The organism is Microbacterium sp. MMO-35 (genome assembly GCF_037147555.1).
Lineage (GTDB): Bacteria > Actinomycetota > Actinomycetes > Actinomycetales > Microbacteriaceae > Microbacterium.
Map to the genome: position 1 here is coordinate 59,729 of NZ_JBBCVH010000006.1, position 18,933 is coordinate 78,661.

Genomic DNA, 18,933 nt, shown 5'->3' on the forward strand with positions numbered 1-18,933 from the left:
CCGCGCCCGGGACTGCGGATCCCGTGCTTCCGCGCCGTGCTGCTCAGGGTCCGTGCCGGCCGCGCTCCTCGGCCTCCACGGGCGCGGGCGCCTCGCCCTCGTCGACCGGCCCCGCGCCGGGGAGCGCCTGTGCGGGCGCCTCGCCCTCGTCGGCCGGGCCCGCAACGGGGAGCACCTGCGCGGGCGCCTGCGCATAGAGGGCGGTGAGGCGGCGATACGACCGCGTGAGGAACGCGAGTCCGGCGACCACCACCATGATCAGGCCGGCCCAGAGGCAGATGAGGGCGATGCCGCGCGCGTGACCCTCGCCGAGCAGCCACCCCCACTGCTCTCGGCCCGCATCCCCGTCCATGTAGGGGATGACGAGGAACTCCGCGAGCGGGGCGATGAGGAAGGCGGTGATCGGCGCGGCAGCCGCCTCCATGGCCGCCGCGACGCCGAACACCCTGCCCTGCCGTTCGAAGGGCACGACCTTCTGGATCACCGTCTGCTCCGCCGCTTCCACCGGCGGCACCAGCGCCATGTAGATCCACATGCCGACCACGTACAGCGGCCACCACTCCCGCAGCATGAAGACCGCGCCGAGCAGGCCCATCGCCATGACCAGCAGCAGCAGAGTGCGCATCGGCTTCGCCCCGAGCCCGAACTTCGCCACGAGGGCGCCGCCGATGAGGAATCCCGTCGAGGAGAACGCCAGGGCGAAGCCCCACGTCTGCGCGTCGAACAGGGTGAGGCCGTACGGATCCATGAGCGCCAGGTAGACGCCGCCGATGAGGTTGTTGAACGTCGAGAAGACGATGAGGGCGAACAGCCCCGGCGCCTGCCGGATCGCCCGCGCGCTGCCGCGGAGATCGAGGGCCCCGGCGCCGCCGGGATCGGGCTGCGGGCGCTCCTCCGGGATCCGCAGGAAGAGCAGGTGCACGAGGGTGAGCGCCATGGCGGCGATCGCGATCACCAGGGTCCACCCCATGCCCAGGAATCCGACCGACAGTCCGGAGAACACGCTGGTCACCAGGAAGGCGACCCCCTGCACCGTGCCGACGAGACCGTTGGCGTTGGCGTGCCTCTCCTCGGGCACGAGCAGGGTCACGGTCGTCGACAGGGCGATGTTGCGGAGCTGCTCGATCACACCGCCGAACAGGATCACACCGGAGAACAGCCAGAACCACAGTCCGCCCAGATCCAGCAGCGACGACTCCGGCCGCGCGAGGTAGATCCCCCCGGCGACGAGGAACGCCGCGGCCGAGACCACGCTCGACAGCAGCATGACGGTGTGCTTGCGGTGCCGGTCGACGATCGTGCCGAAGACCATCGCGAAGAACGCGATGAAGAGCATGTAGGCGCCGCCGATGATGCCCGTGGCGAGCACGGACCGCGTCTCGATGTAGACCCAGAACGTGAGCGCGAACCAGAGGAAGCTCGTCGTCACGTTGGCGATCAGCGTGTTGACGAGCACTCCGGCGAACGCCCGGGAGGCGACCGTGCTCCTCATGGATCAGAGCGTAGGACGGACCGCCGACATCCGGAACCCGAGCCCGGCCGCCGGGCGGCTCCGGCGCGGGTCCGGCGCGGGTCCGGCGGACCATCGCGCGCGGCCCCGCCGAATAGACTTGTGCGGTGAACATCGAGCACGACCCCGCGATCCGGGGCTTCGCATCCGACAACTACTCCGGCATCCACCCCGAGGTGCTCGCGGCGATCACGGCGGCCAACGGCGGCCACCAGATCGCGTACGGCGAGGATCTGTACACCGAGCGGTTGCAGGAGGTCTTCCGGCACCACTTCGGCGAGGGCGTCGAGGCCTTCCCGGTCTTCAACGGCACCGGCGCGAACGTCACCGGTCTGCAGGCCATGCTGCCGCGCTGGGGCGCCGTGATCTCGGCCACGACCGCGCACATCAACGTCGACGAGGGCGGCGCCCCCGAGCGCATCGGCGGGTTCAAGATCCTGGCCGTGCCGACCGACGACGGCAAGCTCACCCCCGAGCTCGTCGACCGCGAGGCGTGGGGCTGGGGCGACGAGCACCGCGCCCAGCCGCTGGTCGTCTCCATCACCCAGTCGACCGAGGTCGGCACGCTCTACACCGCCGAGGAGATCCGCGCCCTCGCCGATCACGCGCACGAGCGCGGCATAAAGCTGCACCTCGACGGCGCCCGGCTCTCCAACGCCGCCGCGGCGCTCGACCTGCCGCTGCGCGCCTTCACGCGCGATGCCGGCGTGGACGTGCTGAGCTTCGGCGGCACCAAGAACGGCGCGATGCTCGGCGAGGCGATCGTGGTGCTCACCCCGGGCGCCGCCGACGGCCTCGCCTACTCCCGCAAGTTCAACATGCAGCTCGCCTCGAAGATGCGCTTCGTGTCGGCGCAGCTCATCGCGCTACTCGAAGGCGACCTGTACCTGCGCAACGCCCGCCACGCGAACGCCATGGCGCAGCGGCTGCGCGCCGCGCTCGAGGCCGGGATCGCCGACGGATCCATCCAGGGCGTCGGCTTCACGCAGCGGACCCAGTCGAACGGGGTCTTCGCGACCCTGCCCGACGGCGTCGCCGACCGGTTGCGCGAGACCTTCCGGTTCTACGACTGGGACGCGGCGCGCAACGAGGTGCGCTGGATGTGCGGCTTCGACACGACCGAGGCCGACATCGACGCCCTCGTCGCCCTCGTCGCCGAGGAGACCAGCCGCTGAGGCCCCGGGGCAGCGCAGCAGGCCCGGGTCAGCACAGCAGGCCCGGGTCAGCACAGCGGGCCCGGGTCAGCGCAGGCCCGGGTCAGCGCAGCAGGCCGAGGTGCGCGAGCGCCTGGCGGATGAGCGTGCCCCGGCCGCCCTCCATCTCGGCGGCGAGCGCATCGCTCGCCGCCTCCTCGGGGCTGAACCAGGTCACCTCGAGCGCGTCCTGACGCGGCTCGCACGTGCCCGTCACGGGCACGACGAACGCCAGTGACACGGCGTGCTGGCGGTCGTCGTGATAGGCGCTCACACCCGGGAGCGGGAAGTACTCGGCGACCGTGAACGGCGCGGGCGAGGGCGGCAGCATCGGGAACGCCATCGGACCCAGGTCGTTCTCCAGGTGCCGGAACAGCGCGTCCCGCACGGTCTCGCCGTACCGCACGCGGCCGGAGACGATGGTGCGCGTGATCTCGCCGAGCGGCGTCGCACGCAGGAGGATCCCGATGTCGGTCACCATGCCGGATCCGTCGGTGCGCACCGGCACCGCCTCGACGTAGAGCATCGGTAGCCGGCGCCGGGCCTGGGCGAGCTCGAAGTCGGTCAGCCAGCCGGGGTTCGCCCCGCCGGAGGCGCCCAGACCGTCGAGCCCCGACGGGAGCCCTCCCGCGAGCGCGTCGGGGAGGCCGTCGTCGTCGGCCGGATCGGGGTCGGGTGTGCGTACCGCCATGGTCCCTTTCTACCAGCGCGTCACGAGGACCCGTGAGCGCGATGGACGAAACACCGGATTCTGTGTGAGGCACCACGGCGGGGACGGTGTGTCACACAGAATCCGGTCTCTCACGGATCCCGCGGGGCGAGGTCGGATCCCTGAGGCAGGATGGACGCATGGCCGAAACCGTCGAGATCGATCGCACCGCGGTGCGCTGGGCCCGCCAGGGCGAGGCGCTCCCGCTGCTGGTGCTGCTGCACGGCTACGGATCCGATGAGCGCGACCTGTTCTCGCTCGTGCCGTTCCTCCCCGAGGGCGCGGCCGTGGCCTCGGTCCCCGCCCCGCACCCCGCGCCGTGGCCGATGCCCGGGCGCTCCTGGTATCCGATCGACGAGCTGGAGCGCCGCGATCCGGCCTCCGTGACCGCCGCCGCCGACGCCGTGCTGCGCTGGCTCGACGCCGAGGCCGCCGACGCGCCGTCCATCGCGCTGCTCGGGTTCTCCCAGGGCGCCTCCGTCGCGCTGCAGGCGGCCCGCCGGGATCCGGATCGCATCGCCGCGGTCGTGAACCTCAGCGGCTACGCGGCCCCTGGGGAGCTGCCCGGCGACTCCGCGCTGCGCGAGCGGCGCACCCCGGTGTTCTGGGGACGCGGCTCGCGCGACGACGTCATCCCGCCCGCGCTCATCGTGCACACCGCGCAGTGGCTGCCGGATCACGCCGAGCTGACCGGACGCGTGTACCCGGGACTCACGCACAGCGTGTCCGAGGAGGAGCTGGCCGACGTCCGCCGGTTCCTCGACGGCTGGCTGGAGAGCCTTCAGTCTTCGGCCGAGCCCGCTCCCGCGGACGGCTGATCCGGATCCTCGTCCGCCCGGTCCGCGGCGTCCGCCTCGCTGCGCCGACGCTGCTCGTCCCGCTGCATGCGCGTGCCCGCCCAGGTGAACAGCACCATGACGGCGGCGCCGATCACGAGGCCGAGCGCGATGCCGGTGCCCATGTTGTGCAGCGCGGATCCGAGCGCCACCCCGACGCCCATGCTGATCGCGAGCCCGACGCCGAGTCCCATCCGCCGCATCGTCTCGCCCGAGCCCGGCCTCTGCTCCACCATCCCCCCAGGCTAGGTCCGGCCGGGCCGCCCGGCATCCGTCTCTCGGAGGATCCGTATCCGGGAACCTGCCGGCACGTAGCGCCGCCGAGCCGCGACACGCCCGGGTTGCACGATCCTCGGGGGCCCGGTATCGTCGTCCGGGTCCTGTCCGCCGTGTAAGGAAGTCCCTTGATCTGAGTCGTCGTCTCCGCGTTCCATCCACGCGCTGATCCGACACTCCTTCCTGCCCACGCCGCTTCGGCGCAGGCGTCTCCGGTCTTCCGGCGACCTGCCCCGAGAGCCGGGACCGCTCTCCGGGACGTCCCCTCCGCGACCGGCTCAGGATCCTCCGGCATCAGCGCACCCGAACATCTTCCGGGAGCCGCCCCATGTCATCACCCACCCCTTCCTCCGCGGTCGTGCTCGACCGCGTCACGTTCCGCTGGCCCGACGGATCCACCGCGCTCGACGCCGTGTCCGGCGCGTTCGGCGCCGGCCGCACCGGCCTCGTCGGCCGCAACGGATCCGGCAAGTCCACGCTGCTCCGGCTGATCGCCGGGGAGCTCGCCCCGACGTCGGGGCGGATCGCCGCGACCGGCGACGTGGCGTACCTGCCGCAGCGCCTCACGCTCGACACGCACGCCCGGGTCGCCGAGCTGCTCGGCGTCGCCGCGGCGCTCGACGCGGTCCGCGCCATCGCGGCGGGCGACGTCGACCCCGCCCGCTTCGACGAGGTCGGTGACGACTGGGACGTCGAGGCCCGCGCCGCGGCCGCCCTGGCCGAGGCGGGGCTCGATCCGTCGTTCCTCGACCGCACCGTGGGCGAGCTCTCCGGTGGCGAGGCCGTGCTGGTCGCGATCGCCGGGATACGGGCGCGCCGGGCGCCGATCACGCTGCTCGACGAGCCGACGAACAACCTCGACCGGGACGCGCGGGCCCGGCTCGGCGAGATGGTGCGATCGTGGCGGGGCACGCTCGTCGTCGTCAGCCACGACGTCGCGCTGCTCGAGCTCATGGACGACACCGCCGAGCTGTACGGGCACGAGCTCAGCGTCTTCGGCGGCCCCTATTCCGCCTGGCGCGCCTGGCTGGACGCCGAGCAGGATGCGGCACGGCAGGCCGAGAAGGACGCCAAGCAGGCGTTCAAGAAGGAGAAGAGGCAGCGCATCGAGGCCGAGACCAAGCTCGCCACGCGCGCCCGCATGGCGAACAAGGCCGAGCATGAGAAGCGCGTGCCGAAGATCGTCGCGCACGGCCGGAGGATGGCCGCCGAGGTGTCGGCGGGACGCCTGCGCACCGAGGTCGCCGAGAAGGAGGGTGCGGCGCGGGCCGCGCTCGACGAGGCCGGCCGGCGGATCCGCGACGACGCCGCGATGAAGATCGAGCTGCCGGATCCGGAGGTCTCCCGGGCCCGGCGCATCGCCACGATCGGCGACGGCGAGCGGTCCTGGACGATCCAGGGCCCCGAGCGGGTCGCACTGATCGGCCGCAACGGCGTCGGCAAGACGACGCTGCTGCGCCGGCTGGTCGACGGCGCCGGCACCACGACCCCGGCTCCGCTCTCAGCAGAGCCGGAACCGGGCGGCAATCCCGCGCCGAAACCTGGCGCCGTGCCGAAAGTACCGCTCGGAGCCGTACCGAATTCAGGCTCGCTCTCCGACACGACGACCGAAACGGCCGATTCCGGGACTCCCGCGGCTTCTGGCCTGAATTGCGCACGCCACACCGACCGCATCGGATACCTGCCGCAGCGGATCGACGGCCTCGACGACCGGGCCACGGTCGTCGAGAACGTCGCCGCCCGCGCCCCGGAGATCCCGGACAAGGAGCTGCGGAACCGGCTCGCGCGGTTCCTCATCCGGGGTGCGGCGATGGACCGGCCGGTCGGGGCGCTCTCCGGCGGCGAACGCTTCCGGGTCGCCCTCGCGGCGCTGCTGCTCGGGGATCCCGCCCCGCACCTCGTGGTGCTGGACGAGCCGACCAACAACCTCGATCTCGACACGGTCGACCAGGTCGTGCAGGCGCTGCGCGCCTACCGCGGGGCCGTGCTGATCGTCAGCCACGACGACGCCTTCCTGCGGCGGCTGGACCTGGATCTGACGCTCGAGCTCGATGCGGAGGGCGTGCTCTCCGAGGTGGCGCTCGGCACCTGACCCGGCGCCCCGCGGTCCCCGCGCGCGCCCGGCCCGGCCCTCTCCCTGGTCCGGCCGGGCGCACGGCCTCGCGGTTCCGGCGCGTCGGGAATGCGACCGCGGGAGCGCGCTGTTGCGGACGTCATGACAACGATCGGAATCATCGGTGCAGGACACATCGGCAGCGCGCTCGCGGAGGCCTTCGCCGGCCTCGGCTACGACGTCGTGATCGCGAACTCGCGCGGCCCGGAGACGCTCGCCGGGCTCGTGGCACGGCTCGGCCCGCACGTGACGGCGTCCACCGCGACCGGGGCCGCCGAGGCCGCCGACGTCGCCGTCGTCACGGTTCCGCTCAAGGCCCTGAAGGACGTCCCCGCGGCCCCGCTCGCCGGGAAGCTCGTGCTCGACACGAACAACTACTACTTCGAGCGGGACGGTCGCATCGAGGCCCTCGACCGCGGCGAGACCACCACCTCCCAGCTGGTGCAGGCCCACCTGCGCGAATCGACCGTCGTGAAGGCGTTCAACCAGATCCGGGCCGAGGAGATCCTGACCACCGGATCCCCGGCGGGCACGCCCGACCGGCGCGCCCTCGGCACCGCGGGCGACGACGCCGCCGCGGTCGCCTTCGTGACCGATCTCTACGACCGCCTCGGCTTCGACACCGTGAGCGCCGGCCCGCTGAGCGAGTCGTGGCGCCTCGAACGAGACCGCCCGGCCTACGTCACGCGGCAGAACGCCGAGGAGCTGCGCGCCAACCTCGCCATCGCGAACCGCCTGCCCTGATCCAGGAGCCGCCCAGGCGGCGGGGGCAGGATGGGGCCATGAGCGACCTCGTCCGCCCCCGCAAGGGCCGTTTCATCGCCGGCGTGTGCGCCGGCCTCGCCCGCCGCTTCGGCATGCCCGTCGCGCTCGTGCGCATCATCGCGATCATCGCGATGGTCTTCGCGGGGCTCCCGCTGTGGGTCTACCTCGTGCTGTGGATCGTCATCCCGAACGAGCGCTGAGCGCGGCCGCCGATCAGGCGCGCCTCGACCGCATCGCGCGGGTGTGCCCGAGCTCCGGATCCGCCGCGAGCAGGGCGTACTCCTCGGACTCGCGCGGCACCAGGGCGACCCGCCCCTCGGCGTCGCTGAGCACGCCCCAGCCGTACCGCTTGCCCAGCGGGGAGGCGCGCAGGCAGGCCTGGCCCTTCGCGAAGAACGCCGCCCGGGCCTCGGCGTCGGCCGGATCCAGCCCGCGGCGCAGCGCCCAGGTGGAGAAGACGACGTCGTCCGAGGTGTGCTCGAAGGGGTGCTCCGCGATCATGCGGTAGTGCAGCGCGGCGATCGTGGGGACCCTCGCCGCGGTCGTCGCAGGGCCCGCGGGCGGCTCCTGGGCGTGATCGGTCGGGCAGTCCTCGGCCACCTCGATGAACGTCCTCGTGTAGTTCGTTGTGTGCACGGCCATGGAACCATGCTCGCACCGTGCGCCGACCTCGGGCTTGGCGATCCGCGACAGTCCGATCGCGGAGCGATGCCGGCCGTGGACGGCGCTGCGACGGAGCGGAGTTCGCTGCCCGGACACCCCTCTCCGCGCCCGATGTCGGCGGCACCGGCGAAGATGGACGGATGAGCGATGTGCTCGACCGCTTCACCCCCGCGACCCAGGACTGGTTCCGCGGGGCGTTCACCGCGCCCACCGCCGCGCAGGCCGGAGCATGGGAAGCGATCTCGAGCGGCCGTAACGCGCTCGTGGTCGCTCCGACCGGATCCGGCAAGACGCTTTCGGCGTTCCTCTGGGCGATCGACCGGGTGTTCCGCGAGCGCACGGCCGAAGCCGCGGCGGCCGAGACCGTCGCCCCCGCCGCGGCGAGGACCGGCAAGGGGCGTCGGAAGGCCGACGCCGACAGGCCCGGCCGCACCCGGATCCTCTACATCTCGCCGCTCAAGGCCCTGGGCGTCGACGTGGAGCGCAACCTGCGCTCGCCCCTCATCGGCATCGGGCAGTCCGCGCGGCGGCTCGGGGTCCCCGCGCCCGCGGTGACGGTGGGCGTGCGCTCGGGCGACACGACCTCGTCGGACCGGCGTCGGCTCGTCGTGGATCCGCCGGACATCCTCATCACCACGCCCGAATCTCTCTACCTCATGCTCACGAGCCGCGCCGGCGACACCCTGCGCGACGTGCACACGGTCATCATCGACGAGGTGCACGCGGTCGCGGCGACCAAGCGCGGCGCCCACCTCGCGGTGAGCCTGGAGCGGCTCGACCAGCTGCGGCGGACGGCCGACGCCGAGGCCGGCGTGCCCTACCGCCCGGTGCAGCGGATCGGCCTGTCGGCGACGGTGCGCCCGATCGACGAGGTCGCCCGGTTCCTCGGCGGAGCGCAGCCCGTCGAGATCGTGGCGCCCCCGGCGTCCAAGACCTTCGACCTGCAGGTCGTCGTGCCGATCGAGGACATGCTCAACCCGCCCCCGCCCCCGGGCGCCGACGAGACCCCGCGACCGTCCGGCGCGGAGCGGATCGACCAGTCGGCCGGCGGCGCCGACGCGTTCGGCGAGAACACGGAGATGACGGGATCCGTCTGGCCGCACGTCGAAGAGGCGATCGTCGACAAGATCCTGCAGAACCGGTCGACGATCGTGTTCGCCAACTCGAGGCGCCTCGCCGAACGGCTCACGGGACGCCTGAACGAGATCTACAGCGAGCGGATCGGGCTCGACCTGCCGGCGGCCATGGTCCCCGCCGCGATGATGGCGCAGGCGGGATCGACGGCGGGAGCCGACCCGGTGCTCGCCAAGGCGCACCACGGATCCGTCTCGAAGGAGCAGCGTGCGCTCGTCGAGGAGGAGCTCAAGGCGGGCGTGCTGCGCTGCGTCGTGGCGACGAGCAGCCTCGAGCTCGGGATCGACATGGGTGCCGTCGACCTCGTGATCCAGGTGGAGGCGCCCCCGTCCGCCGCATCCGGCCTGCAGCGTGTGGGCCGCGCCGGGCACCAGGTCGGCGAGATCAGCCGGGCGTCGCTGTTCCCCAAGCACCGGGGCGACGTGCTGCACACCGCGATCGTCACCGAGCGCATGCTCGCCGGGCAGATCGAGGCGATCAGCGTGCCCCGGAACCCCCTCGACATCCTCGCCCAGCAGACCGTCGCCGCGTGCGCGCTGGAACCACTGGACGTCGAGCAGTGGTTCGACACGGTGCGCCGGAGCGCGCCGTTCGCCGCGCTCCCCCGTTCGGCGTACGAGGCGACCCTCGACCTGCTGGCCGGCCGGTTCCCCTCCGACGAGTTCGCCGAGCTGCGTCCGCGCCTGGTGTGGGACCGCGATGCGGGCACCCTGACCGGGCGTCCCGGCGCGCAGCGGATCGCGGTCACGAGCGGCGGCACGATCCCCGACCGCGGGCTGTTCGGCGTGTTCGTCGCCGGCGAGACCACGGGGGCGCGCGTGGGCGAGCTCGACGAGGAGATGGTCTACGAGTCCCGCGTGGGCGACGTCTTCACGCTCGGCACCACGAGCTGGCGGATCGCCGAGATCACCCACGACCGGGTCAACGTCATCCCCGCCTACGGTCAGCCCGGCAAGGTGCCGTTCTGGCACGGCGACGGCCTCGGCCGCCCGTTCGAGCTTGGCGAGGCCCTCGGCGTCTTCAACCGCGAGGTGCACGGCGCCCCGGAGGCGAAGGCCAGGGAGCGGCTTGCCGCCGCGGGGCTCGACGTGCACGCGCAGGACAACCTGCTCGCGCACCTCAATGAGCAGAAGGAGGCGACGGGCACGCTGCCCACCGACCGGGCGCTCACCGTCGAGCGCAGCCGCGATGAGATCGGCGACTGGCGCGTGATCCTGCACTCCCCCTACGGGCAGACCGTGCACGCGCCGTGGGCCCTCGCGGTGAACGCGCGGATCCGCGAGCGCCTGGGCGTCGAGGGCTCTGCGGTGGCGAGCGACGACGGCATCATCGTGCGCGTGCCCGACGCCGACGCCGAGCCGCCCGGAGCCGAATTGTTCGTCTTCGAGCCCGACGAGCTCGAGCGGATCGTGACCGACGAGGTGGGCGGATCCGCCCTCTTCGCCTCCCGGTTCCGCGAGTCGGCCGCGCGGGCGCTGCTCATGCCCCGGATGAATCCGAACCGACGCAGCCCGCTGTGGCAGCAGCGGCAGCGCGCCGCGCAGCTGCTCGAGGTGGCCCGCAGGCACCCGACGTTCCCGATCATCCTGGAGACCCTGCGCGAGGTGCTGCAGGACGTGTACGACCTCCCCTCGCTGCGGCGCCTCGCGTCCGGCATCGCCGAGCGGCGCATCCGGCTCGTCGAGGTGCAGACCGCGCAGCCGTCGCCCTTCGCGCGCGATCTGCTCTTCGGCTACGTCGGCGCGTTCATGTACGAGGGCGACTCTCCGCTCGCGGAGCGCCGAGCTGCGGCGCTGTCGGTGGATCCGGCGCTGCTGGGAGAGCTGCTCGGCACCGTCGAACTGCGCGAGCTGCTGGATCCGGACGTGATCGCGCAGTTCGAGCGCGAGGCGCAGCGCCTGGATCCGTCCCGTCGCGCACGCGGGGTCGAGGGCGTGGCCGATCTGCTGCGCCTCCTCGGCCCGCTGGACGCGGAGGAGGTCGCAGACCGGCTCGAACCCGACCCGGACGCGCCGGGCGCTTCGACGGATGCCGCGGCTGCGGCGCACCTCGCGACGCTGATCGAGGCCCGCCGCGCCATCGAGGTGACCGTCGGCGGGATCCGGCGCGTCGCCGCCATCGAGGATGCGGGGCGTCTGCGCGACGCGCTGGGCGTGCCGCTGCCCGTCGGGATCCCCGTGGCGTTCCTGGAGCCGGTCGCCGATCCGCTGGGCGACCTCGTCGCCCGGCACGCACGCACGCACGGCCCGTTCCTCGGCTCGGCCGTCGCCCGGCGGTTCGGCCTCGGCACCGCGATCGTGCGCCAGACGCTGCAGCGCCTCGAGGCCGACGGGCGCGTCACGAGCGGGTACTTCCTGCCCGACCCTTCCGCCGCTGGCCGGGACTCCGAGCCGCCCGGATCCTCCGGCCCGCAGGAGTCCGCCGGCCCCGACGAGACCGAATGGTGCGACACCGAGGTGCTGCGCCGGCTGCGGATGCGCTCCCTCGCCGCGATCCGCGGCAGCGTCGAGCCCGTGCCGCCGACCGCGTTCGCGCGGTTCCTGCCCGAGTGGCAGCACGTGGCCCGTCCGCTCGAGGGCATCGACGGGGTGGCGACGGTGATCGAGCAGCTCGCGGGCATGCCCATCCCGGCGAGCGCCTGGGAGTCGCTGATCCTGCCGCAGCGCGTGCGCGACTACGCGCCGGCGATGCTCGACGAGCTGACCAGCGCCGGCGAGGTCGTCTGGGCGGGCCACGGCGCCCTGCCCGGCCGCGACGGCTGGGTGTCGCTGCACCCCGCCGACCTCGCCCCCTTCACCGTGCCGTTCCCCGAGGAGACGCCGGAGCCCGGATCCCTCGAGGCGCAGCTGCTGGCCGCGCTCTCCTCCGGCGGGGCCTACTTCGCCGCACAGCTGCGGGAGTCCACGGGGGCCGAGAACGAGGCCTCCGTCGTGGAGGCGCTGTGGAACCTCGCGTGGGCGGGCCACGTCACGAACGACACCTTCGCGCCGATCCGCACGCTGGTGAGCGGCGGGAGCCAGGCGCACAAGGTCGCGCGCCGCGCCCCGCGCACGCGCACGTTCCACGGGATGTCGCTGGCCCGCCCCTCCGCCGCCCCGCGTCCGCTGTCGGTGGGCGGACGCTGGTCGCTGCTGCCGGAGGCGGAGACGGATCCGGCTCGCCGGGCCACGGTCTCGGCGGGACTCCTGCTGGACCGCTACGGCGTGGTCACCCGCGGGTCGGTGCAGGCGGAGGGGATGCCCGGAGGGTTCGCACAGGCGTACCGGGTGCTCGCAGGGTTCGAGGAGGCGGGGCACTGCCGCCGCGGCTACGTGATCGAGAAGCTCGGCGCGGCGCAGTTCGCCGCCTCCGCCACGATCGACCGGCTGCGCACCTTCGCGGGCCTCGCCGATCCCCCGCCGCGCACCGCGCGGACGCTCGCGGCCACGGATCCGGCGAGCCCCTATGGCGCCGCCCTGGGCTGGCCGCGGCTGGACGACGTCTCGCACCGTCCCGGACGCAAGGCCGGGGCTCTCGTGGTCCTCGTCGACGGAGCCCTGGTGCTCTACCTCGAGCGCGGCGGGAAGACGGTCCTCGTCTTCACCGACGACGAGGACGACCTGCGCGCGGCGGCGGCCGACCTCGCGGCGACCGCCCGTGCCAGACGGCTGGAGACCCTCACGGTCGAGAAGGCGAACGGCGTCGGGCTGTACGAGCGCGGGGCCGACGGACCGGGGACCGGCGCCCGGCTCAGCCGGCTGCTGCAGGAGGCCGGCTTCGTCGCCACCCCGCGCGGTGTCACCCTGCGCAAGGCGCTGTGACCGCGCCCGGTCGCGCCTACCCTGGGGGCATGATCCACGAGTTCGCCGCCGGCGTCGGAACCCTGCTGCGCGGATTCGCCCTCTGGCGCACCCGGCCGCGACTGCTCGCCCTCGGACTCATCCCCGCAGCGATCAGCGCCCTCCTGCTCGCGGCCCTGCTGATCCCCCTCGGCTTCTCGCTCGGCCCGATCACCGCCTGGCTGACGCCGTTCGCCGAAGGCTGGATCGCCGGCTGGCGGGATGCGCTGCGCATCGCCCTCGGCGTCGTGCTGTTCGTCGCCGGCGCCGTGCTGTCCGGGCTCCTCTTCACCGCCCTCACGCTGACGATCGGCGACCCGTTCTACCAGCGCATCTGGCGCGAGGTGGAGCGCAGCCTCGGCGGTGCCGAGCCGACCGGCGAGACGGGTTTCTGGTCGACCGTCGGCGAAGGGCTGCGCCTCGTCGTGCTCGGCGTCCTGATCGCCCTGCTGACCCTGACCCTCGGGTTCGTCCCGGTCGTGGGCGGGGTGCTCGCCACGGTCGTCGGCGTGCTGCTGTCCGGGCGCCTGCTCGCCCGGGAGCTCACCGCGCGCGCCTTCGACGCCCGCGGCCTGAGCCGTGGCGATCGCGCACGCCTCCTCGCGACGGGCAGGGCGCGGGTGCTCGGCTTCGGCGTCGCCACGCAGCTCTGCTTCATGATCCCGCTGGGCGCCGTCGTCACGATGCCCGGGGCCGTCGCCGGATCCACGATGCTCGCCCGAGCGCTCACCGACCGCGCCGCGGCCGCGGATCCCGACGCGATCGAGGCGGCGCAGGGTGCCTGAGGGCGACACCGTCTACCGCGCGGCTGCGCGCCTCGACCACGCGCTGCGGGGCGGAACGATCACGCGGTTCGACCTGCGGGTGCCGCAGCTCGCCGACGCCGATCTCACCGGATCGGTGGTGCACGCCGTGGCGCCCCGCGGCAAGCACATCCTCATGCGCATCGGCGACCGGACGCTCCGCTCGCACCTGCGCATGGACGGCGCCTGGCACCTGTACCGGCCCGGCGAGCGCTGGCGGGCGCCGGCGCACACGGCGCGGGCGATCGTCGGCACGGCGGATGTCGAGGCCGTGGGGTTCGAGGTGTCGATGCTCGCGCTCGTCCCCACCGCCCGCGAGGAGGAGCTCGTCGGGCACCTGGGACCCGACCCGCTGGCCGACGACTGGGATCCGGCCGAGGCCGCGCGCCGTCTGGGGGCGGATCCGAGGCCGGTCCACGTCGCCCTGCTGGATCAGCGCAACGTCGCGGGGTTCGGCAACGAGTACGCCGCCGAGCTGCTGTTCCTGCGGGGCGTCCTGCCCACGCGACCCGCGACGGAGGTGGACGCCGCAGCGCTGCTCGATCTGGGAGCGCGCACGATCCGCGCCAACCGCGACCGCCCCGACCGCACCTTCACGGGCGTCGCGCTGCCCGGGCGCACCACGTGGGTGTACGGACGCGCACGCCGTCCGTGCCGGCGCTGCGGGACGCCGATCCGCACGGGCGAGCTGGGCGCCGATCCGACGGAAGAGCGCCGCACGTTCTGGTGCCCGAACTGCCAGCGCTGACCGCGCACCGGCCTGGTGCTGGCGCTGGTGCTGCTGCTGCTCGGGCCGGTGCCGTCACGATCGGCACGCAGTGTCACGATCGGCACAGGATCCGGCTGGATCCGTGTGCTGATCGTCACAGCGTGTGCTGATCGTCACAGGCCGCTACGCGAAGACGCGCAACCCCTCGGGGATGCGCGTCTTCGCGTACAGTCCGCAGCGGCCGACCCGGCGGCCGACCGTGATGATCAGGCCGCGAGCCAGAGGCCCTTGCGGTCGGTGTTCAGATTCATGCCGGCGGCGACCGTCTCGTCGTCGCCGATCTTCGCACCGCGCGCGATGTGCGCGCCGGTGCCGACCTCGGTGCGCACGCCGATCGTGGCGCCGTCTCCGATCACGGCCCCCTGCCCGATGTGGGCGTGGGCCTCGATCCGGGCGTTGACGCCCACGATCGCCTCGGGCTCGATCCAGGCGCCGCGTGCGACGTGCGCACCGGCCCCGACCTTCGCACCCGGTTCGACATAGGCGCCGGCCTCCACGATCGCCTGCGGGTGCACCTTGGCACCGTGCGCGATCAGACCACGGCCGTTGGCGTGCTTGCGGTAGCGCAGCGTGCCTCCACGGCCGTCCTCGATGTCGACGTAGTTCTTACCCACGAAAACCTCCCGTGCCCGGGACTTTCCCCGGATACATCTGCAACCTCGTGCGCGCCGGATCTATTCCCGTGCACGCATTTCGCGCGTGTCGCGCCGCGATTCCCCGACGTGCCCCGCAGCGGCGGCGCGACGCGGTCGCCGGTACGCTGAACGCATGAGCAGGCGAGGCGCTTCCGGACGCAAACCCGCGGTGCGCTCCGCCAAGGGCGGCGCCCGCAGTACCGCCGGCGGCCGGAACGCCGGGAAGGCCGGCAAGGGCACCGCGAAGGGCGCCCCGCAGCGGCCGGCGAAGAAGACCGAGAAGGTCGTCTTCGACGCGCCAGCCCCGACCCCCGAGGAACCGCGCACGCTGCGCCTCGGTGCCGTGCCCGGGGCGACGCCCGGACGGTGGATCGACACCTGGAACGACCGGATGCCGCACGTCGCGCTCGAGCTCGTGCCGATCGCGTTCCCGACGCAGCGGGCGGCCCTCACCGACGGGATCGTCGACCTCGCCCTCGTACGCGCCCCCTTCGACGACGAGGACATGCACGCGATCCCGCTGTACGAGGAGCTGCCGGTCGTGATCGCCTCCTCGGAATCGCACCTGCTCGCCGCCGACGAGCTCGCGCCCGCCGACCTGGAGGCCGAGACGCTGCTCACCACGCACGAGGACGTGCTGGGAGATCTGGATCTCCCGACCTCCCCGTCCCGGATCCCCCCGCTCGAGACGATCCAGGACGCGGTCGAGACCATCGCCGCCGGCGTCGGGATCCTCGTCGCCCCGATGTCGCTGGCCCGGCTGCACCACCGTAAGGACGTGGACTTCCGGATCCTGCGCGGCGCGCCCGTCTCGCCGGTGCTGCTCGCCTGGCCGAAGGGGGCGACGACTCCCGACATCGAGGCGTTCGTCGGGGTCGTGCGCGGGCGGACGGCGAACTCCTCCCGCTGACGCCCGCTCGGACGTCGGCCTCCGGCCGTCCGCCGCGCCGTTGTGCAGGGAGCCCGCGCATTGTGCAGGGCCGGCAGCCGTGGTTCGCCATCGGCGACCCGTCGTTCCGCGATTTTCCGGGCAGGCCACCCGCCCGCCGTCGTGTCCTCCCTGCATAATGCGGGTGCTCCCTGCACAACGGCCGGGATCCGCGGGAGCCCGGCCGTTATGAGTCCTCGTCACGCGGATCAGGCCGCCCGCGCGAGCCCGGTCGCGGACGTCACCCGGAGATCGCCGCCGGCCGCGTCCACCTGCACGCGTCCGCCGTCGCTCAGCTCGCCCGAGACGAACAGGTCCGCGATGCGGTCGTCGACCTCGCGCTGGATCAGGCGACGCAGCGGCCGCGCCCCGTACTCCGGCTCGTAGCCGTGCTCGCCGAGCCAGGCCACCGCGGCGTCGGTGACGTCGAGCACCACCTCGCGGCCGCCGAGGCGGCGGGCGGTCGCCTCCAGCAGCAGCCGGACGATGCGCCCCAGCTCTTCGCGTCCGAGCTTGGAGAACAGCACGATCTCGTCGATGCGGTTCAGGAACTCCGGCCGCATGCCTTCGCGCAGCTTGCCCATGACCCGCGCACGCAGGTCGTCCTGCGAGGCGAACCCGTTGGCGGACGCATCCTGCGATGCGACGAACCCGAGCGCGCCGGAGCGCGAAGCCAGGAACTCCGAGCCGATGTTCGACGTCATCACGATCACCGTGTTGCGGAAGTCGACCGTGCGTCCCTGGCCGTCGGTGAGACGGCCGTCGTCGAGCACCTGCAGCAGCAGGTTGAACACGTCGGGGTGCGCCTTCTCGATCTCGTCGAACAGCACGATCGAGTACGGGTTGCGCCGCACGCGCTCGGTGAGCTGTCCCGCCTCGTCGTAGCCGACGTATCCCGGAGGGGCGCCGACGAGCCGCGACACGGTGTGCCGCTCGCCGAACTCGCTCATGTCGAAGCGGATCACGGCGGTCTCGTCGTCGAAGAGGCGATCGGCGAGCGCCTTGGCCAGCTCGGTCTTGCCGACGCCGGTGGGGCCCAGGAACAGGAAGGATCCGACCGGCCGACGGGCATCGCCCATGCCGGTGCGGCTGCGGCGCACGGCCCGCGCCACGGCGGTGACCGCGTCGTCCTGCCCGATCACGCGGGCGTGCAGGTCGGCCTCGAGGTCGCCCAGCCGCTCGCGCTCGCTCTCCGAGACCCGGCTGACCGGGATCCCCGTCGCGCGGGCGATCACCGCGGCGATCTCCGCCTCGTCGACGACCGCGTCCGCGGCGTCGGCCACCGGTGCACCGGCGTCGTCGATCCGCGCCTGCACCGCGGCGATCTCGTCGCGGATGCGCGAGGCCTCCTCGTAGTGCTCGGCACCGACGGCCGCGTTCTTGCGCGCCTCCAGGTCGGCGAGCTCGGCGAACAGCGCGGCGACGTCGGTGACGAGGCCGAGCCGCAGTCGCAGTCGCGCTCCGGCCTGGTCGATCAGGTCGATGGCCTTGTCCGGCAGCACGCGGTCGGGCAGGTAGCGGGCGCCGAGCTCGACCGCGGCGCGGATCGCGTCGTCGGTGTAGGTCACGGCGTGGTGCTGCTCGTAGGCGGGCTTCAGACCCTCCAGGATCCGCACGGCGTCCTCGATCGAAGGCTCGGCGACTTTCACCGGCTGGAAGCGGCGCTCGAGAGCCGGATCCTTCTCGATGCGCCGGTACTCGGCGAGGGTCGTCGCGCCGACCAGGTGCAGGTCGCCCCGGGCGAGGCGCGGCTTGAGGATGTTGCCGGCGTCCATGCCGCCGCCCTCCCCCGATCCGCCCGCGCCCACGACCGTGTGCACCTCGTCGATGAAGACGATGATCTCGCCCTTGTGCGCGGCGATCTCGTCCATGGTCTGGGTGAGACGCTCTTCGAAGTCGCCCCGGTAGCGGGTGCCGGCGAGCATCGCGGGCAGGTCGAGCGCCACGACGCGGCGGTCCTTGAGCTGCGCGGGCACGGCGTCGTCGACGATCGCACGCGCCAGCCCCTCGACGATCGCGGTCTTGCCGACGCCCGCCTCGCCGATCAGCACCGGGTTGTTCTTGGTGCGGCGGCTGAGGATCTCGATGGTCTGCTCGATCTCGGCGGCGCGCCCGATCACGGGATCCAGCTCGCCGGCACGGGCTCGTGCCGTGAGGTCCAGGCCGAAGCGGTCGAGCATCGGCGTCTCGGAGGCGTCCGCCGCGGCGTCGGCCTCCGGGGCCGCTCCCGCGGTGACGGTCTCGCGCATCCCCTGGGTGAGCGCCTCCGCCGTGACCCCGGCGCGCGCCAGGATCTGCCCGGCGGGGGCGTCCTGTCCGAGCACGAGGGCAAAGAAGACGTGCTCCGGCTCGATGTAGGTCGCGCCGGACGAGCGCGCCACCTGGTAGGCGTGGAAGAGCGCCCGGCTGGCGCTGGGGGTGATGGTCGCCGCGTCCACGTCCGAGGCGCCGGCCGGCGCGGGCAGTCGCGCCTCGACGGCGTCGACGATCGTCTGCGCGGTCACGCCGATGTTGCGGATCGCCTCGGCCACGGCGTCGTCCTCGACGACGGTGCGCAGCACGTGCAGCGCGTCGAGCTCGGTCTGGCCGCGCCCGAGGGCGAATCGGCCGGCGCGCTGCAGGATGCGCTGGGTGCGGACGGTGAGGAACCGGCTGAGGTCGATCGAGCGCGTCTCACGAGCCTGCTCGCCCGCCAGGTAACGGGCGAGGAAGTCGTCGAACGAACCCGAACCCGCGTCGGTGAAGTCGTTGGGCATTTCGCTTCCTCTCAAACTTGAGCGT

Annotated in this window: 15 protein-coding genes; 9 read left to right on the plus strand and 6 right to left on the minus strand. The window is 73.2% G+C overall.

Going from position 1 to position 18,933, the window contains the following annotated elements; translation table 11 throughout:
• Nucleotides 1-43 precede the first annotated feature (43 nt).
• Nucleotides 44-1,492 carry an MFS transporter gene (locus tag WFJ01_RS13525; RefSeq protein ID WP_336629323.1) on the minus strand — a complete coding sequence of 483 codons (1,449 nt, stop codon included), beginning with the start codon at nt 1,490-1,492 and terminating at the stop codon, nt 44-46.
• A 125-nt stretch (nt 1,493-1,617) separates the two neighbouring features.
• Here WFJ01_RS13525 and WFJ01_RS13530 point away from each other — a divergent pair, with 125 nt between their 5' ends.
• The gene (locus WFJ01_RS13530; RefSeq protein ID WP_336629324.1) at nt 1,618-2,685 is read left to right on the plus strand and encodes a threonine aldolase family protein; all 1,068 of its coding nucleotides are present in this window, start codon (nt 1,618-1,620) and stop codon (nt 2,683-2,685) included.
• Between the two features lie 82 nt (nt 2,686-2,767).
• Here WFJ01_RS13530 and WFJ01_RS13535 read toward each other — a convergent pair whose 3' ends face one another.
• Nucleotides 2,768-3,394, minus strand: coding sequence for an NUDIX hydrolase family protein (locus tag WFJ01_RS13535; RefSeq protein WP_251438787.1), 627 nt, complete (start codon nt 3,392-3,394; stop codon nt 2,768-2,770).
• A 158-nt stretch (nt 3,395-3,552) separates the two neighbouring features.
• On the opposite strand from WFJ01_RS13535, the gene WFJ01_RS13540 reads away from it, so the two are divergent.
• Nucleotides 3,553-4,230 carry an alpha/beta hydrolase gene (locus WFJ01_RS13540; protein ID WP_336629325.1) on the plus strand — a complete coding sequence of 226 codons (678 nt, stop codon included), beginning with the start codon at nt 3,553-3,555 and terminating at the stop codon, nt 4,228-4,230.
• Here WFJ01_RS13540 and WFJ01_RS13545 read toward each other — a convergent pair.
• On the minus strand, nt 4,194-4,484 hold the full coding sequence (locus WFJ01_RS13545; RefSeq protein ID WP_336629326.1) for a hypothetical protein: 291 nt from the start codon (nt 4,482-4,484) through the stop codon (nt 4,194-4,196). The genes WFJ01_RS13540 and WFJ01_RS13545 overlap by 37 nt on opposite strands.
• Before the next feature lie 368 nt (nt 4,485-4,852).
• Here WFJ01_RS13545 and WFJ01_RS13550 point away from each other — a divergent pair, with 368 nt between their 5' ends.
• From WFJ01_RS13550 to WFJ01_RS13560, 3 genes are all read left to right on the plus strand, one after another.
• Entirely contained in the window at nt 4,853-6,616 is a 1,764-nt protein-coding gene (locus WFJ01_RS13550; protein WP_336629327.1) for an ABC-F family ATP-binding cassette domain-containing protein, read from the plus strand.
• Nucleotides 6,617-6,739: 123 nt separating this feature from the next.
• Nucleotides 6,740-7,381 (plus strand): NADPH-dependent F420 reductase, encoded by a 642-nt coding sequence (locus WFJ01_RS13555; RefSeq protein WP_336629328.1) that lies wholly within the window; start codon nt 6,740-6,742, stop codon nt 7,379-7,381.
• Nucleotides 7,382-7,419: 38 nt separating this feature from the next.
• Entirely contained in the window at nt 7,420-7,602 is a 183-nt protein-coding gene (locus WFJ01_RS13560; protein WP_292885322.1) for a PspC domain-containing protein, read from the plus strand.
• A 13-nt stretch (nt 7,603-7,615) separates the two neighbouring features.
• Here the strand turns inward: WFJ01_RS13560 and WFJ01_RS13565 are convergent, their stop codons facing one another.
• Complete coding sequence (locus WFJ01_RS13565) at nt 7,616-8,044, minus strand: DUF6157 family protein (RefSeq protein WP_336629329.1); 429 nt, start codon at nt 8,042-8,044, stop codon at nt 7,616-7,618.
• 161 nt (nt 8,045-8,205) lie between these two features.
• Between WFJ01_RS13565 and WFJ01_RS13570 the strand changes: the two genes are divergently transcribed.
• From WFJ01_RS13570 to WFJ01_RS13580, 3 genes are read left to right on the plus strand one after another with little or no spacing between them, the layout of a single operon-like run.
• Complete coding sequence (locus tag WFJ01_RS13570; protein WP_336629330.1) at nt 8,206-12,999, plus strand: ATP-dependent helicase; 4,794 nt, start codon at nt 8,206-8,208, stop codon at nt 12,997-12,999.
• A 29-nt stretch (nt 13,000-13,028) separates the two neighbouring features.
• Nucleotides 13,029-13,802 carry an EI24 domain-containing protein gene (locus WFJ01_RS13575; protein ID WP_336629331.1) on the plus strand — a complete coding sequence of 258 codons (774 nt, stop codon included), beginning with the start codon at nt 13,029-13,031 and terminating at the stop codon, nt 13,800-13,802.
• The gene (locus WFJ01_RS13580) at nt 13,795-14,568 is read left to right on the plus strand and encodes a DNA-formamidopyrimidine glycosylase family protein (RefSeq protein ID WP_336629332.1); all 774 of its coding nucleotides are present in this window, start codon (nt 13,795-13,797) and stop codon (nt 14,566-14,568) included. Before WFJ01_RS13575 ends, WFJ01_RS13580 begins: the two co-directional genes overlap by 8 nt.
• A gap of 227 nt (nt 14,569-14,795) precedes the next feature.
• Here the strand turns inward: WFJ01_RS13580 and WFJ01_RS13585 are convergent, their stop codons facing one another.
• On the minus strand, nt 14,796-15,203 hold the full coding sequence (locus tag WFJ01_RS13585; protein ID WP_251438797.1) for a transferase: 408 nt from the start codon (nt 15,201-15,203) through the stop codon (nt 14,796-14,798).
• Nucleotides 15,204-15,357: 154 nt separating this feature from the next.
• Here WFJ01_RS13585 and WFJ01_RS13590 point away from each other — a divergent pair, with 154 nt between their 5' ends.
• Nucleotides 15,358-16,134: a LysR family substrate-binding domain-containing protein gene (locus WFJ01_RS13590; RefSeq protein WP_336629333.1), complete on the plus strand. Its 777-nt coding sequence runs from the start codon at nt 15,358-15,360 to the stop codon at nt 16,132-16,134.
• A 227-nt stretch (nt 16,135-16,361) separates the two neighbouring features.
• Here WFJ01_RS13590 and WFJ01_RS13595 read toward each other — a convergent pair whose 3' ends face one another.
• The gene (locus WFJ01_RS13595; protein ID WP_336629334.1) at nt 16,362-18,908 is read right to left on the minus strand and encodes an ATP-dependent Clp protease ATP-binding subunit; all 2,547 of its coding nucleotides are present in this window, start codon (nt 18,906-18,908) and stop codon (nt 16,362-16,364) included.
• Nucleotides 18,909-18,933 lie beyond the last annotated feature (25 nt).

Bases quoted from the DNA above. Each gene is read 5' to 3' on its own strand.
- WFJ01_RS13525 (WP_336629323.1), bottom strand. From the start codon at position 1,492: ATGAGGAGCACGGTCGCCTCCCGGGCGTTCGCCGGAGTGCTCGTCAAC.
- WFJ01_RS13535 (WP_251438787.1), bottom strand. From the start codon at position 3,394: ATGGCGGTACGCACACCCGACCCCGATCCGGCCGACGACGACGGCCTC.
- WFJ01_RS13540 (WP_336629325.1), top strand. From the start codon at position 3,553: ATGGCCGAAACCGTCGAGATCGATCGCACCGCGGTGCGCTGGGCCCGC.
- WFJ01_RS13545 (WP_336629326.1), bottom strand. From the start codon at position 4,484: ATGGTGGAGCAGAGGCCGGGCTCGGGCGAGACGATGCGGCGGATGGGA.
- WFJ01_RS13550 (WP_336629327.1), top strand. From the start codon at position 4,853: ATGTCATCACCCACCCCTTCCTCCGCGGTCGTGCTCGACCGCGTCACG.
- WFJ01_RS13555 (WP_336629328.1), top strand. From the start codon at position 6,740: ATGACAACGATCGGAATCATCGGTGCAGGACACATCGGCAGCGCGCTC.
- WFJ01_RS13560 (WP_292885322.1), top strand. From the start codon at position 7,420: ATGAGCGACCTCGTCCGCCCCCGCAAGGGCCGTTTCATCGCCGGCGTG.
- WFJ01_RS13565 (WP_336629329.1), bottom strand. From the start codon at position 8,044: ATGGCCGTGCACACAACGAACTACACGAGGACGTTCATCGAGGTGGCC.
- WFJ01_RS13570 (WP_336629330.1), top strand. From the start codon at position 8,206: ATGAGCGATGTGCTCGACCGCTTCACCCCCGCGACCCAGGACTGGTTC.
- WFJ01_RS13575 (WP_336629331.1), top strand. From the start codon at position 13,029: ATGATCCACGAGTTCGCCGCCGGCGTCGGAACCCTGCTGCGCGGATTC.
- WFJ01_RS13590 (WP_336629333.1), top strand. From the start codon at position 15,358: ATGAGCAGGCGAGGCGCTTCCGGACGCAAACCCGCGGTGCGCTCCGCC.
- WFJ01_RS13595 (WP_336629334.1), bottom strand. From the start codon at position 18,908: ATGCCCAACGACTTCACCGACGCGGGTTCGGGTTCGTTCGACGACTTC.